Source organism: Bacillus paramycoides (assembly GCF_001884235.1).
GTDB classification, from domain to species: Bacteria; Bacillota; Bacilli; order Bacillales; family Bacillaceae_G; genus Bacillus_A; species Bacillus_A paramycoides.
In genome coordinates this window covers 1-16,081 of the sequence record NZ_MAOI01000140.1, presented here as the reverse complement: position 1 = coordinate 16,081, position 16,081 = coordinate 1, and the positions used below count along the sequence as shown (strand labels likewise).

Genomic DNA, 16,081 nt, shown 5'->3' with positions numbered 1-16,081 from the left:
AATGGTAATGCAAACCCAGAAGACTCCTAACTTAATTTTTCTGGATAATATAGAATAAAGTAATGAGATAAATACAGTAGTCTCAATAACTAAGGATGATAGTCGTATATTAAAATCTGATACAAAATAATGATTCGGAAAAATAAATAAAAAGATAAAGCAAAAGCTTAAATAAGCTATTAGAGCCAATATCAATACATAAAATTGCACATATGAATGTTTACGCAATGGATTCACCTTCTTGAGTCTTTCTATACTTTTATTAAAAAATGTCTTTATGGTGGAACAACCCATATTAATTAAATTAGTTTCCGCCTATTATCCATATTATGACCTTTTTAAAAGATTTCTTTCTAAATAATGCAGTCTTATTTAATATCTGTAGATGTTTACTATTTTTTATACCGAGGATTACAAAAAGAATAAGATGAAAATAGTGGTTTCTTTAAAGGATTTACATACTGTAAATTTGAATGATACAGCTAACTACTCTTTGAATGTGAGATTTAATATAAGCTTTCATTGGAACATAGTTAGTTGATAACTATCACACTTAGAAGAAATAAAAATACACAATCATGAACTTTGAAATGCAAAGGAATTCACCAAACTAACTGTAACTATTATAGTTACAACGAGAAGTGATGTCAATTACAAAAACTACTGCTTTAAAATAAAGTTTAATAAAAAGTTGCAGTGAACATTCATTTCATCATAAAAAGAATCCCTTATATTTTGAACAAAGATTGTTCTAAATATAAGGGATTTATAACTTACCTCTCAAAAATTTCATAAAAAAGATTGATCGTTTTGGTGGGCGAATAACTTATAACAACCACCTTTTCTTTATAAACTTACAAATTCACTTTCTATATTATCTTGTTCGCAACGAATGGTAGTAAGTCGCTATTAATGTCATTAACATTGGAATGGTAATGACAAGTGAAAATAAGAAAACTGTTTCAAATATTGTACTTAATAGCCCTGAACTAATTGAATAAACAATATAGCCTACAATAAGTAGAGCCGTACTGATCGCAACTGTTACTTTAACTGGCTTTCTAAGATTTTTTATTTTTTCCTGTTTTGTTGCTTTGTCTGTATAAATTGGTTTTGTACCAGGTTTCGCTTTAAATAGGTGCATATTATAACTAGAACAAATATATTCCCAACCTGACAATTCAAACATTTCGATATATTCTTCTAATTCATTCTCTCCTAGTTCTCTTATGTCAAGACTAAAAATAATATCTTCAGCAATGCCCTTTTCTAATTCATATCCCAGTCTTTTAAAGCGTTGCACAATCCATCCTTTTGCAGCAGAACCATTTTCCGACAGAAGACTCCTTCCTCAAAAATGTGAAGGTGTAAAACACCAATTTTAGGTGGGAGAATTCTTTCGGATAATTCGTTAAAAAACATATAAATCACTGGTATACAGAACAAAACATGACCTGCTCTCTCCCCTAAAAGTTGCATCATATCTTCATATAGTCATAAAATTAATCTGTAGTCGAAAATACGTAAAGAGCTGCTAGAATGAATTACTGAGAATACGAAGAATAAAGGAGTGAAACGGAGTAAAAACTAAAAAAATTAGACAAGGAAAATGGAGAGATGAATTAAATGTTAAAGATCATCAAACATTTAAAACCATTTGTTGCTTCCATCATTGCAGTTGTATGTCTTTTAACTGTGCAGGCAGTATGCGATCTATCACTGCCAGACTATATGTCTAACATTGTCAATGTAGGGATTCAACAAAAAGGTGTAGAAAATGCAGTACCTGAGGTTATTCGTAAAAGTGAAATGGATAAACTTACGCTCTTTATGAATGAAAATGAGAAGAAAAAAGTAGCTGACAACTATGCGCTTTTAGATAAGAACAACCTCTCTCAAAGTGAACTGAAAAATGACTTAAAAGATTATCCGCAGCTTGATAAAGAACCACTTTATAAGCTACATACAGAAGATAAAAATACAATTAACGAACTTAACGATATCTTTGGGAAACCAATGTTAATTACACAAGGAATTGAAAAAGGCGGCCCATCTGCTTTCCCTCCTGCTGCGACAAGTGACAACAAAACACCAGCGAAGCTTCCGCCAAATACAGATCCTTTTGCAGTCATTGCGAAACTTCCCCAAGATCAAATCAATGCAATGAAAGAAAAGGCAGATGAAAAGTTTAAGAATATGCCAGGTAGCATGGTAACACAATCAGCCGTTTCATTCATTGAGAATGAGTATAAAAAGATCGGTATCAATATAGATAAGCTTCAATCTAATTATATTCTTACTTCCGGCGGGAAAATGCTGCTTTTATCCTTAGTAAGTATGGCAGCTACCGTTATCGTGAGTTTACTTGCTGCAAAAGTAGCTGCTGGATTAGGTAGAGACCTTAGAAAGAAAGTCTTCCGGAAAGTTACAAACTTCTCGAATGCGGAGTTTGATAAGTTTTCCACTGCATCTCTAATCACAAGAAGTACAAATGATATCCAGCAAGTGCAAACACTTATGGTTATGATGCTTCGGATCGTATTCTATGCACCGATTTTAGGTATAGGCGGCATTATTAAGGTACTAACTACAGACGTTTCAATGGGATGGATTATCGGAGTTGCGGTAATCGCAATTTTAGGCTTAGTCATTGGTTTATTTAGCATCGCGATTCCTAAGTTTAAGAGTATCCAAAAGTTAGTAGATAAAATTAACTTAATCACTCGTGAATCTTTAACAGGTATGCTCGTTATTCGTGCTTTTAATAATCAAAAACATGAAGAAAAGAAATTTGAAAAAGGAAATCAAGATTTAACAAAAACAAATTTATTTGTAAGCCGTTTAATGTCATTTATGATGCCAATGATGATGTTTATCATGAATGCCGTTACTGTACTTATTATTTGGGTTGGATCACACCAAGTGGATATGGGACATATGCAAGTTGGTGATTTGATGGCATTTATGCAATATACAATGCAAATTATCATGGCCTTCTTAATGATTTCAATGGTATCTATTATGGTTCCACGTGCTTCAGTTTCCGCACAACGTATCGCAGAAGTTTTAGATACTGACGTTACCATTAGTGATGTAAAAGAGCCGAAAACATTTGCTTCAGACAAGAAAGGTTACGTTGAATTTAAAAATGTTAGCTTTAGATATCCAGGTGCAGAAGAAGATGTGCTTTCTAATATCACCTTTACTGCAAAACCTGGTGAAACGACAGCTTTCATCGGAAGTACAGGTAGTGGTAAATCAACATTAATCAACTTAATTCCACGCTTTTACGATGTCACAAGCGGCCAAATATTAATAGATGGCACGGATATTAGAGAAGTATCTCAGAAGGAATTAAGAGAGAAAATTGGTTATGTACCACAAAAAGGAGTTCTATTCTCAGGTACAATCGAGAGTAATTTGAAATACGGCAAGAAAGAAGCAACTGAAGAAGAACTCGCAAAAGCGGCAGAAATCGCGCAAGCTATGGAGTTTATTAAAGCGAAACCTGAAAACTTCCGTACAGAAATATCACAAGGTGGTACGAACGTTTCCGGTGGTCAAAAACAAAGACTTTCTATTGCTCGTGCTCTTACGAAAAAATCGGAAATCTTCATATTCGATGATAGTTTCTCAGCTCTTGACTTTAAGACAGACGCAGCATTGCGCAGAGCTTTAAACAATGAGATTACAGGAAGTACTGTTTTACTTATTGCCCAAAGAATCAGTACAATCATGAATGCCGATAAGATCATAGTACTTGACGAAGGAAAAATAGTTGGAACTGGTACTCATGAAGAGCTTATGGAAAACTGTGAAGTTTATAAGCAAATTGCTTTATCACAACTTTCAAGAGAGGAGTTGTCATCATGAGTGATAGAAAAATAGAAAATAGAAGACAAGGCGGCCCTGGTCCTGGTGGTGGCGGTCATATGGGCGGCGGCATGAGAAAGATTGAGAAGGCAAAAAACTTCAAAGGAACGATGAATAAACTCCTACAATACTTGAAGCCCTATAAATTATCAATCTTAGTCGTTATCCTTTTCGCAATCGGTAGTGCAGCCTTTACAATCGTTGGTCCAAAAATTTTAGGTAATGCGACAACAAAACTTTTCGAAGGACTCGTAAGCAAAGTATCAGGAGCACCCGGTGCGGCTATTGACTTTACCTATATCGGAAACATTGTCATTTTACTCCTTGGATTATATTTACTGAGCACTGCGTTTGGTATTATCCAGGGGTACATTATTTCTGGAGTAGCCCAAAAAGTATCTTATAACTTCAGAAAAGAAATCGATGAAAAAATTAACCGTATGCCGCTAAAGTACTTTGATAAAACAACGCACGGAGAAGTATTATCGAGAATTACGAATGACGTAGATACGGTGAGCCAAACTTTAAACCAAAGTATGTCGCAAATCATCACATCCGTTATTACAATCATCGGTGTACTTATCATGATGTTATCAATCAGCTGGCAAATGACATTAGTGGCGCTTTTAATATTGCCAGTATCCATGATTCTAATCATGGGAGTCGTAAAGAGATCACAAAAATACTTCAAATCTCAGCAAGAATATTTAGGACACGTAAACGGTCAGGTCGAAGAAATTTATAGTGGTCACAATATCGTAAAAGCCTTTAACAAAGAAGAAGAAGAAGTAAAAAAATTCGAAGAGGTAAATGATACCCTTTACCACTCCGCATGGAAATCTCAATTTTTATCTGGAATGATGATGCCGATTATGACATTTATCGGTAATATCGGTTACGTCGCTGTATCTATTTTAGGCGGATGGCTTGCGGTAAAGAGAACCATCGCAGTTGGAGACATTTTAGCCTTTGTGCAATATGTTAGAAGCTTTACGCAACCAATCGCTCAAGTAGCGCAAATCGCGAATGTACTTCAATCCACTGCAGCTGCTGCAGAAAGAGTCTTCGAATTTTTAAAAGAAGAAGAGGAAGTGCCAGAAGCAGAAAATCCAGTGAAGCTGCAAAAAGTTCAAGGAGAAGTTACCTTCCAAGATGTTCAATTTGGATACAATCCAGATAAGATTATCATCAATAATTTCTCAGCTAACATTAAGCCTGGACAAAAAGTAGCAATCGTCGGACCAACCGGAGCTGGTAAAACAACGATCGTAAAACTGTTAATGCGTTTCTATGACGTAAATAGCGGTGCAATATGTATCGACGGTCACGATATAAAAGACTTCACGCGAGAAGACCTGCGCAACATGTTTGGTATGGTACTGCAAGACACTTGGCTATTTAACGGCTCCATCATGGAAAATATACGTTACGGTAGACTGGACGCTACCGACGAAGAAGTAATTGAAGCAGCGAAAGCAGCTCACGTTCACAGCTTCGTAAAAACATTACCAAATAAATATCAAATGGAACTAAACGAAGAAGCAAGCAACGTATCCCAAGGACAAAAGCAACTACTAACAATTGCCCGCGCCCTTCTAGCAGATCCGAAAATATTAATACTCGACGAAGCAACAAGCTCCATTGACACTCGTACAGAAGTACTCATCCAAAAAGCGATGAAAAACCTCATGGAAGGCAGAACAAGCTTTATCATCGCTCACAGATTATCAACAATCCGTGATGCAGACTTAATTCTTGTCATGAAAGACGGGGATATTGTAGAACAAGGTAATCATGAAGAGTTATTGAAGGCTGATGGTTTTTATGCTTCGCTTTATAATAGTCAATTTGAAGGTGCGGATGCTTCTTAATGTAGGTTTCGAATAAAGTTTGATCAAATTAATGCTATTAACCGTGATAAAAGAACGAAAGAAAAGAGCGTGTTTTGAAAAAAAGATTAATCAAAACATGCTCTTATAGTATTTAATTGAATTATTATTTTATAAAAAAAATTGATTTTTTTTGTAATCCTTCTTCAAATAAAAACCTATTTGTCTCTTATCTTTAACTATACTTCTCTTCTAATTTTATTAGGTTTTTCTTCTGATTCGATAAACCTATTGTAAAACTATTTGCTTTAATTATAATATCTCCCCTGTTACCTGTTGAAGTGACAGTTATCTTAGTCCTAAACAAACCTTTCTTAATTTTCACACTTTCTATATCTTTCATGTCTATACACTTTATATTACCAGTGAACTTACCACTCATTGATATTTCTAATACCATAAGTCTTTTATCGGTAAAACATATGATTAAATGCTCAAGGTCTGCCAATGCTCCAAGACCGTATTTAAAATACTCTGATGCTGATGGTGTTACATAGGAGTAGAAATAGTAAAAGCAAGTTTCACCTTCTATTTTTAATTCTTCGAATAAATCGTCTAAGTACTTGTTTGTTAACATCTTAATCCCCCCTCTTATTTGAGCCTAACCGTTACATTAGAAGTCTTTCATAGGAACACATCTTTTCTGTCACAATTATAAACATATCATCTGTAAACTCGCTCTTCCACAATAAACCAATATTTTGATTTACCTTTTTTATAAACGGTACGGGTTTGTTTGAAAGTTACAGTAAGTCATTATGATTATAGTGGTTCCTCATATTAATTCATCTTGTAATCCTTCAATATTTCTGATATCAGGAATAATTGCATGAACTTCAATAACTTTAACCAAAAAACATTCCATTTTATACAAAGTTTGTTTGAAGCTTTCTTAGAATTCTTTAATTGAAAGAGGCGAAGTTTCGCAACTTTTTTCAAAGGCAAGGGGTTAGTTTTATACTTTCTCGAGAAAAATACTTCATTTAATTTCTCAAAATATTCCTTTTCTCCTCTCTCATTATAAGATAATGTTAAATAGATCATCAAAAAACTTAACCTCATGAATATTAAAATTCTGTTTGGAAAATTTCATGTGTGTATTCACAGTTTCCTTTTACTCCCCTCCAAAAAATACAAAAAAGACACACCAATGGCAGGCTATGTGCCTTCGGTGTGTCCGTTTAGCAAAAATTTTAAATTTGTTTAATTGTATATAATTCTTAAACAATTGACATTTATGTACAAGATTATCTTTATAAAACTTAAATGTCAATACCTCTTCTCATTCAAGTTCTATAAGAAATACAACCTATAATTAGTCTAAATAAAAATTGGAATTGCACCATAGATAACTTCTTATTATTAATAATATGCATTCAGGTTCTTGTCACTTTCATTTAAACAAACTTTCCCATGTCAATCAAACATTTTCTAGCATAATACTATTTCTAGGAGATTGCTTACAAGAAATTTGGAGTTTTTGTACAAAAACCTTACAATCTTTATATACAGTCGAATTCTCAAAACTGCTTAATATATAAGTAACTGCAAAGTTTAATATATGGAATGCAGAAAGTAAAATAACTATGATTAATATAACTTTATCTTTCACCACATGAAATAAACTGTCTTTATAAGCCACGAATGTTCCTCCCTAAGTAATTGCTCCATTATGTAATTCTACTTATTCTATCTCAATTCGACTCTACAAATTTATTAAGATACTGACATCAACAAATAACTCGCTCTTTTTTCTATACTAGATTATCTATCGTTTCCCCTGCCCAAAATGTTCACATTTTTTTCATCTACCACTGCTTTCACTACATCTTTTTCAAAGATTACAAGATATCCAGAAGGCAATGTTAATACTTGAATCAGAGAAGGCTTCAATTTTAATAATTCATATGCATAGAACGCTTCGTACTCTTCTGTGTCATCCTCATCATTAATAGGACCTATATACCAACCGGAGTCACCTTTTTCACAATCTTTTGTTCTTTCTAAGTAAATATCATCTAATTCCAATACATTTTTGGCAACAACAATTTTGTCACAAAAGCGCAGCAATTCCCCTTCAATTGTTAATGGTTTTAAAAAACTCACTTGTGTTAATAATATCCATAAAGAGATCGTCAAATCATCTGTCATATCTTCAAATGGATTCTTCGTATAATCATGTACGATAATATGAAATCCATCTTCCCTTTTATCAAGAAAATAAATCGACCAACCAACTTGTATAGAAAATCCATCTATTAAACGATCATTTTCTACTTCAGTTAAAAAATGAAATAACCCTTCTACCTGCACTTCGAAGATTTTTTCTGCCTGAGCAATGAAAGTTTTATCCCCTATCTTATTAATAAACTTTTCCACTTATTTTCTCCCTCTTCTCACAAGCACTTCTTTTTCATCCCAAATACTCACTCTATTAGAAAAGGTACGACTTTATTTTTGAATATTTTGGATGACTATAAATAACTCCATTTCTCCTCACTTCTCACTAAAATTTTATCAATAAGTAAATGGTCTCCGTCTTCCCAAACCTTTTCTATTATACTTTTCATTTTTTCAATTCCGTTACTAGCATTACTATCACAAAAGATAAGAATATCTCTTGCTGGTATCGCAACCGCATACCCATTTGATATGAATTCTTTTAAGGAGTGATCCCATAAGTCATCTAAAACAATTAAGCTAGCTTCGAAGTTTCCGTCAAGAATTAAGGCAAAACATTCTTCCGTTAGCGTGTGAACCCGTAGTTCTTTTTCATCTGCTAACTTATAAAGATTATTTATCCCGATTTCTAATAACTGCTTCTCATCCAATCCTTCTCCTGATATATGCTTATTTTGAACATATTGAAAATAAGCGTTTTGATTATCTTCAACTAAAAAGGTAATCATTAAATCTTCATTAAAAAATGTATGGACAAGACTACCTTCTTCAAATAAAGTAAAACACTCTTCATCAAGATCCTCTTTTACAATTGGTTTTAAGTATGCAACTACTTCCTTACAAAACTGGATTGTCATATACATACACCCCTTTACTTTCTATAACAACACACACCAATTAACAGATATAAAATCAACAAACCACTACCAAATTCACCAGAAGCTTAATCGAGAAAGGAGTTCCTTTAAACTTGCACTCAGATGCCGATACTCTTCCGTTTCAAAATCTTCTATAACAATTTCTCCAGTACGATTGTTCATAAGAATTAGCATCCCACTACTTTCAAGTAATGCTGCATGATTGCTTTCAAAGCTGATCACCTCCTCAAACGTAAATTTGAAATCAATTCTTGTATATTTTCTGAAATCGTTTCAAATGAACCTCTCTCAAAATCTTCTAATTTAACTTTCCCATTTTCATTGTCAATCACAACTAACATTCCGTTACCTTCATTACCTATGGTGATATGTTTTAATCTCTCTTGGTGGTTCCCCTTATAGCCCTTTAACCGTTCTTTAAATGAATGCAATTCAATATTCGGCAATACCGCTTCTAATTCAATATAATAATTTTTATAAAAACCATTTAATTCAGCAAACCAATAGGAATTAAAGTACGTAATAACCGTTTGATGAAAGTGAATATCCATTTCTTGTTCTAAACGAATAAAGTCGTGTACAATCTTTTTTTCTACTGGTTTCCATAGAATATAGCCCTCCTCATCTATTTCCCCATCATAAAGAATAGGATTCACTTCTTCAATAACTGGTGTTTTTAATAGAAAATCTAAACCTTCGTGCGCCAATTTTATTCTTAACCTAAAGTATTGTTGCATTGTATTCTTAATAGACACACATACTCCCCTTTACTTCACTTAATTTTCTCCCTACAAATCTATCATCAAAAATGGATTTATACCTCTTCAGTAAATGCCTATGTAAATATGCCCCTAAATTAGAAGTACTCCATTCTTATTCACCAGTATCCATATCAACTCCCATCATTTTTACAGTTTGTTATTTACAACAAATCGGATTTCCTGCACCATCTATTCCTATCACAACAAATTCCGCATCCTTTAACTTTAAAATAACCGCCTCACCAACTGCTCTAAATCCATTACATTAAAAGAAATCTTTTATAACTACCTGGAAGCTTTATTTATAAAGCGTCTTTAGCTTGTGCAACTTCCTCGACCATAATTACCAAATACTTTAGGTCATTTTTTATATTCCCTATAAATTGCTTTAACAAGCTCTACACTCATTTATCTCGAATTCACGGAGAATTTTTATACTACTCCTTCTTTACTAACGCCCAAATTCCATACTGATTATAAAATAATTCATCTTCTAAAAAATGTCTACACTCTGTATGTTGTAATATGAAATGAGGACTATTTGCATCTATACTGAATGTAGAATAATCCGTCAAACTAGGCTTTTCAATAAGATTATATAAACAAAAAATGTTCATTAATTCTTGAGCGTATTGTGGAGTTACTTGATCCTTAAAAGTAATTACATCCGGGAGCCCAAAGCAATGCATACCACATGTATAGTAAAAATCCTCTTCTTCAATCACTGTTACAAAAGCTTTGAATAATTGGACTGCATCATCTGTATGATACATATCATTCCAGCTTTCGATTGTATTTGCAGTACCTGAGAATTCAACTTTCACGCCCAGTCCTCCTGCTTTTACAAGTGCATTTGCAGCATCAACTAACTTCCTTACCTTTTCAAGGGAACCTCCGTCCCCAATTAAATACAAAGTTAAAGAATGTTTTCTAATAAGATCAAGGTCTTCCTCAGTAAATGAATTGTATCCAGCAATTTCAAAAGCTTCTGCTACCCGCTCATCACGTTCATATATATCAACTTCAAAAAAAATACTTGAATCCCCTAGTTTACCCATATAATTCCCAGCGAACATATATCCCTCACTTTTTCTTATAATCGCTTCAATAAGTTCACTTCTATTCTTCCATAAACCAGGTATACATAATACAACTTTTGAACTTTCCATCTCATTCTCCTCCTACCACAGCCTTATATAAAAACAAGTCAATTTTTTATCTATTTGTTTCAGTTATTCTTTATCTTTCTTATAATTTAATGCAATCTCTACTACTTCTTCAGGTGTTAATTCTATATCATTCCAAAATATTAAATTACTAGGTGCTGGATGCGGAACACCACTATTATTGAATTGATTCACATATTCGCTATGTTCTGTTTCTGGTAAATCCAGATTATAGATCTTTTGTACAAGTTCAATAAGTTCCTCTCTATTCATTTTACTTTTCATATCATTCCACCTTTCAAATTGATCAAATAAACCTACTATTCTTTCTATTCTGATTAAACTTTATATTACATTTTCGCACTATACTTCCATCTTATATTTATTTTTGTCTAATAAGCACAAAATCCCTAGGGGCATTTCGTTCACTTAGGATTTCAATTCATCATATAAAGTGAAACCTACATAAAATACGTTTTATCTTGTAGTTCTTTCGTAAACGTAAAGTTACTCCAAAATATACAATAAAAGTTGATTTTGAAGTTGCTTTTTGTTTACTTCACTTTTTTCGGCAGTCTGCATCTAGGAGGTAATTCCGTTGACCACGGCAAGACTTTATCAATTTCTTCTTTATTGTTTAAATCGATATTGGGAAGTGTTTCAAACAAATAAAGAAGATAATGATAGGGACTTAAATTGTTCTCTTTTGCGGTTTCAACCACACTATACATGATGGCACTTCCTCTAGCACCTCGCGGTGTATTTGAGAACATCCAATTTTTTCTCCCAATTACAAACGGTTTAATAGAACGTTCACTTCTGTTGTTATCGATTTCTACATGGCTGTCTAATAAAAAAGCTTCAAGATGATTCCATTGATTCAAACAATAAGTGATGGATTTTCCTAGAGCACTTTTTGGCAAAACAAGATTTTTCTGTTCATGAAGCCATACCGAAAAAAGGTCCAGAATGGGCCTGCTTTTTTTAGACGCTGCTCATATCGCTCGGTAGGGTTGACATGTTTGAGCTTCCTTTTAATCGAATAGAGTTGATTACAGAAGTGTAAACCTTTACTTGCCTTCACTTTTTTCCCCTTCTGTGAATCAGGTAAAGCTTTTAAGGCGTCATCAAACTTCCGTTTGGCATGCGCCCAACATCCCACAAGAGTAACATCCTGTACTTGATGATAACCACTATATCCATCTACTTGTAAATACCCTTGAAAACCAGTTAAAAAACGCCTCGGATGTTCCCCTGCTCTTGTGGGCTGATAGTCATAGAGAACAATAGGGATATCCTCTCGCCCCGTACGGTATAACCACAGATAGGACTTGGTTGTTGCGGCCCGACCAGGTTCACGTAAGAATTCCCTTTGATTTTTAAAATTGGCCGGAGTAGAACACAGTAAATCAACTACCTTTTTTATACAAAATTTTATACAAATTTTTGTACTAATACAGCACATTCGTAAACCTGAAAACCCCCATCATCTCCACAATGTATAAAATCATGCATAGGATAATAAAAAGAGAAAACGAACAAACCCAATTGTATCAAAGGTTTGTACGTTTTCCTTGCTACCGATAATTTTGTATTATGTTAACTATTGCTATATATAATATTCATTTTTTATTTCTTATCAATTTACATTCATAATCCTTAATTTCCTTATCACCCACCACATATAGGAAAGGATCTTCTCGAATAAATCGTACTGCATTCAATCCTATCATTTGGGCAGGTATTGACGTATTACCGTCCGGTAAAATCGGTGCAATAGAAAGGTCTGCAACCTTCAGATTTCTGGTTCCAAAGACATTCAAGGATTCGTTAACAACTCCATCTTCAATACTCTTACCCATTTTACATTGCCCTCCAAAATGAGAGAAGTTTGTATAGGTGGCCTTGGCATAATCAGCAAGCAGAGTTCGCTTTTCTTCTTCGTTGGTTAAATTAAATATATTTTCAGGAGGGTATACAACCTTATAAATACCATTTGGATCTAGTTCACGAGCTTTCATCATAATATTGAAAGTCTTAATATATTGATCCACCACAAAATTTAAATCATCAGGATTTTCTAATGGATTAAAATTAATCGATGGATAAGCTTCTGGATCGCTATGTGCGACTGTAATCTTACCTTTGCTTTTCGGGTTAAGATCTGCCATCGCAAAACTCATGATATTGCTCTGTTTGCTCGGATTGAATTGCCATTTATTAACAAACACATCTTGAATCGGGAGAAAGAATGGTAGTGGAAGCCCTATTAGTTGAAGGCGACGACCACCAGGCCCTTTTTCCTTTTTAAAAGCACCTAGTGTTGCTGGCTGATCAGGGTCAGCAGACAATACCTGCAGAAGACGAGTCGTTTCTACTTCTACTCCCATCCCAACAAAATATTGAGTTTGAAAATTGTGACCAACATTTTGGTTCTCTACTAATGTTAAAATCCCTGCTTCAGCCAAATCAGTCGGTTTGCCGATTCCTGAACGTTGTAGAATAACCGAGGAAAACATACCTGCAGAAACAATGACTCCTTTTCTGGCATAACTTCGTTGTGACACCCCGTCCCTAACATATTGAACGCCAACAGCAATTCTATCTCCCTTTTTTTCTTTAAATAGAATTTTATCCACTGTTGTCTTTGCAAAAATGACTAATTTTCTCCGACCAATCCCAAACTCATCTGGGTTGGATTCATTCCCCTGTGTGACAATATTTTCATTTAAATATCCGGTTGCAGTAGAGGAACGGACAAATTTTCCATTGCCTATTTCTTGTTGGATAAATTGTGTTTTGGAAAATGTACAATCTCTTATACCTGTATTGTAATCTTCGACAATCGGTATACCTAAAACATCTGAAGTGGCTTGTGCTAAGGTTTGGATTAATCCTTGATCAGGAATGTTTTGTTGTCTAATAAAAATAGGGCCGTTATTTCCACGTTCTTGAGGGCTTTGTGTCATTCCTGTATAAGTTTCATTTTCAATAAATAATGAGCGAATACTATCGTAATTCCATGCGTTATTGTCAACTGATTTTGCCCATGCATCATAAAGATCACGACTGCCACGTACTGCAGCCATAAAATTATGTTGCGAGCCTCCACCAATTAATCTACCACCCGATAATTTAAGCTGACGTCCAATATTTTGCTCCGTTTTAGAAAGAGCGTTAAAAGAAAGCTTATTCTCATTAGCTAAATTTGCTGCTGTCACAATAGAAGGGCTACTGTTCGGCATATTCGTTCCTGCTTCAAGGACAAGCACGGAAGTACACTTGTCATCCGTTAATTCTTTGGCGATTACTCCTCCGGCAGTTCCAGCACCAATCACGATATAATCAAAAATATTTTTTTTTGACATGCTATTATTCCTTTCAATATAAAATTTAAAACAACAAATTCAAGTACAATATACTATTAACATATCGGACTGGCTGCCTGTACTTATGAAGGAGATTAATAGTTTCGAAAAGGCTTAATTTTTATAATGAGACGTTATGTTAACCTCACATGAATACGATATACAACCAAAATTACACAACATATCACTTCTTCTAAATGGTATAATAAGGAAAAAGATGATTCTGAATAATGCCTTTAGGAACCACTATTTATTACATCATTATTGTAGTAATCATCGGTGCACTGTTTGGCGGGATTATACGTATACTTCGGTATACCAGCAGTCACAAAAAGCAAAATCCAGTTGAGCAAAAGTTAGATAAGATTATTCAACTGTTAGAAAAACAAAACAAAAATTAACTCTCTTTCCGAACGGAAGCGTGGAAATAACTTCCAATAACGAAGATTCTATAAGTTAAAAGACCCTTCAGAACAAGTTAAAGACTATATTGAAAAGTTAATCCCTGATTATTATGTGCCTTTACTTGCAAAAATAAAGGCATCGAACAAGGAAGAGCAATTAGTTATTTCTGAAGGGATCACCAAATTGCGTGACCTAATTGATAAAAATAAATGAGTTAATCATAAGATACTTTTATTGAAAGGAAAAAGAATTATGTTTTTCATAGCATATTCACCTATTTTTCTGTATTTATTATTAGAATTTTATAGAAGTTCACCTGTTAAAGAAGAAAAACAAAATCGTGGTTCTAGTTTTTTTATCGGAGTAGTTTTAGCCTTGATGTTAACCATTCCAGAGATTATGTATTTCTTTACAATAAATAAGATTAATTCATTGCTGTTTTTTGGTGTTATTGTCGGGCTAATTGGTGTATGGATAAGATTTTCTTCAATGAAAATATTAGGGAGATTTTACAGTAGGAATGTCGGAATGCAGGGGGAACATAAGTTAATTCAAAACGGTCTATATAAATATATTCGCCATCCTGGTTATTTAGGGTCTTTTTTGACCTTTTTAGGATTTGCTATATCTTCATCTTCGATCATTGCCATTATCATAAATATCATTTTATTTTTCCTTGCGTATTCGTATCGTATAAAAATTGAAGAGAGAATTCTTGTTACACTGTTTGGTGAACAATATAAACAATATCAGTCCAAGACTTGGCGAATTATTCCGTTTCTATACTAGAGATTATAGGAGAAAGTTCAAAATTAGTTACTAAAGTCATTTAGTCTTTACATTGGAGCGATACCCAAACGAATCCTAAATAACATTGGTGGAAATTCTGGAAATAAAAAAACATAGTAAATCGAGTATGAAACCGCAAATGTTTTATACTCGATTTTTTTATTAATACATAAAAAAATAAAGAGTGAGCGGAATTCATCAAACCTGAAAATTACCTAAAATTAAAAAAGACCACCCTAAGGTGATCTTTTTATGTAGGGTGGGAAGACATCGGTCTTCCCTTCGGGTTGCCCCGATGGAAATGGCGTTTTGTTTCCAAAACTGTTTTTCCTGATTACATATTATGCAAGAGTTTCAGTTTGGTTCCTAAATTATTCAATAAAAAAAGTTTAATATATAACTTTTCTTTTTTATGGTTTTGTTTTTGGTTAGAAACTTGCGTTTTGGCTAGAGTGCTGGCTCGTCGTGTGAGGGCGAAACCCCACGAGTTAAACGTATCAACATATTGAATAAAAACAATTTTTGAGCGATTGATCTAAGCGGTTCGGCTCGTATACTTGCTTATCCAAGTCGAGAACCATTATCTTGCGTTTTTTCTGTCGGCTTGGCGAAAAAAAGGGTTCTGGTGCAAAGATTGCATCTATTTGAAAGAGGCATATAGATTCCTAAATGATATTTTAATCCCCAATAATCATAACCTGGAAAAATTGCAACCATTTATAAAAATGAGCCCATAGTAAAAACAACCTAAAAATAGACATATGAACAAGG

Annotated in this window: 14 protein-coding genes and 1 pseudogene; 4 read left to right on the top strand and 11 right to left on the bottom strand. The window is 33.8% G+C overall.

The window, feature by feature from the left end:
• On the bottom strand, positions 1-228 hold a 228-nt coding region (locus BAU28_RS28565; RefSeq protein WP_131801227.1), incomplete at its 3' end, for a hypothetical protein.
• Between the two features lie 646 nt (positions 229-874).
• Positions 875-1,303, bottom strand: a complete 429-nt coding sequence (locus tag BAU28_RS28560) for a DUF2812 domain-containing protein (RefSeq protein WP_244158223.1) — start codon at positions 1,301-1,303, stop codon at positions 875-877.
• Between the two features lie 323 nt (positions 1,304-1,626).
• On the opposite strand from BAU28_RS28560, the gene BAU28_RS28555 reads away from it, so the two are divergent.
• Entirely contained in the window at positions 1,627-3,873 is a 2,247-nt protein-coding gene (locus BAU28_RS28555; RefSeq protein ID WP_071721349.1) for an ABC transporter ATP-binding protein, read from the top strand.
• Complete coding sequence (locus BAU28_RS28550; protein ID WP_071721347.1) at positions 3,870-5,744, top strand: ABC transporter ATP-binding protein; 1,875 nt, start codon at positions 3,870-3,872, stop codon at positions 5,742-5,744. Before BAU28_RS28555 ends, BAU28_RS28550 begins: the two co-directional genes overlap by 4 nt.
• A 193-nt stretch (positions 5,745-5,937) precedes the next feature.
• On the opposite strand, the gene BAU28_RS28545 is transcribed toward BAU28_RS28550, so the two are convergent.
• From BAU28_RS28545 to BAU28_RS28500, 9 genes and pseudogenes are all read right to left on the bottom strand, one after another.
• Complete coding sequence (locus tag BAU28_RS28545; RefSeq protein ID WP_071721345.1) at positions 5,938-6,339, bottom strand: PH domain-containing protein; 402 nt, start codon at positions 6,337-6,339, stop codon at positions 5,938-5,940.
• An 843-nt stretch (positions 6,340-7,182) separates the two neighbouring features.
• Positions 7,183-7,404 (bottom strand): hypothetical protein, encoded by a 222-nt coding sequence (locus BAU28_RS28535; protein WP_071721342.1) that lies wholly within the window; start codon positions 7,402-7,404, stop codon positions 7,183-7,185.
• Between the two features lie 122 nt (positions 7,405-7,526).
• Positions 7,527-8,141, bottom strand: coding sequence for an immunity protein Imm33 domain-containing protein (locus BAU28_RS28530; protein ID WP_071721340.1), 615 nt, complete (start codon positions 8,139-8,141; stop codon positions 7,527-7,529).
• Positions 8,142-8,236: 95 nt separating this feature from the next.
• Positions 8,237-8,800 (bottom strand): DUF1444 domain-containing protein, encoded by a 564-nt coding sequence (locus tag BAU28_RS28525; protein WP_071721338.1) that lies wholly within the window; start codon positions 8,798-8,800, stop codon positions 8,237-8,239.
• 239 nt (positions 8,801-9,039) lie between these two features.
• Positions 9,040-9,576: a SecY-interacting protein Syd gene (locus tag BAU28_RS28520; RefSeq protein ID WP_083595031.1), complete on the bottom strand. Its 537-nt coding sequence runs from the start codon at positions 9,574-9,576 to the stop codon at positions 9,040-9,042.
• Between the two features lie 443 nt (positions 9,577-10,019).
• Positions 10,020-10,751: a DUF4261 domain-containing protein gene (locus BAU28_RS28515; protein WP_071721336.1), complete on the bottom strand. Its 732-nt coding sequence runs from the start codon at positions 10,749-10,751 to the stop codon at positions 10,020-10,022.
• 63 nt (positions 10,752-10,814) lie between these two features.
• Entirely contained in the window at positions 10,815-11,033 is a 219-nt protein-coding gene (locus tag BAU28_RS28510; protein ID WP_071721334.1) for a bacteriocin immunity protein, read from the bottom strand.
• 222 nt (positions 11,034-11,255) lie between these two features.
• Positions 11,256-12,117, bottom strand: a pseudogene (gene tnpC, locus BAU28_RS28505) (IS66 family transposase); the annotation flags it as partial.
• A gap of 253 nt (positions 12,118-12,370) precedes the next feature.
• Positions 12,371-14,116, bottom strand: a complete 1,746-nt coding sequence (locus BAU28_RS28500; protein ID WP_071721332.1) for a GMC family oxidoreductase — start codon at positions 14,114-14,116, stop codon at positions 12,371-12,373.
• Positions 14,117-14,346: 230 nt separating this feature from the next.
• Between BAU28_RS28500 and BAU28_RS28495 the strand changes: the two genes are divergently transcribed.
• Both BAU28_RS28495 and BAU28_RS28490 read left to right on the top strand, forming a co-directional pair.
• The gene (locus tag BAU28_RS28495) at positions 14,347-14,517 is read left to right on the top strand and encodes a DUF4083 family protein (RefSeq protein ID WP_071721330.1); all 171 of its coding nucleotides are present in this window, start codon (positions 14,347-14,349) and stop codon (positions 14,515-14,517) included.
• A 256-nt stretch (positions 14,518-14,773) separates the two neighbouring features.
• Entirely contained in the window at positions 14,774-15,310 is a 537-nt protein-coding gene (locus BAU28_RS28490) for a methyltransferase family protein (RefSeq protein ID WP_071721328.1), read from the top strand.
• The last annotated feature ends 771 nt before the right edge of the window (positions 15,311-16,081 follow it).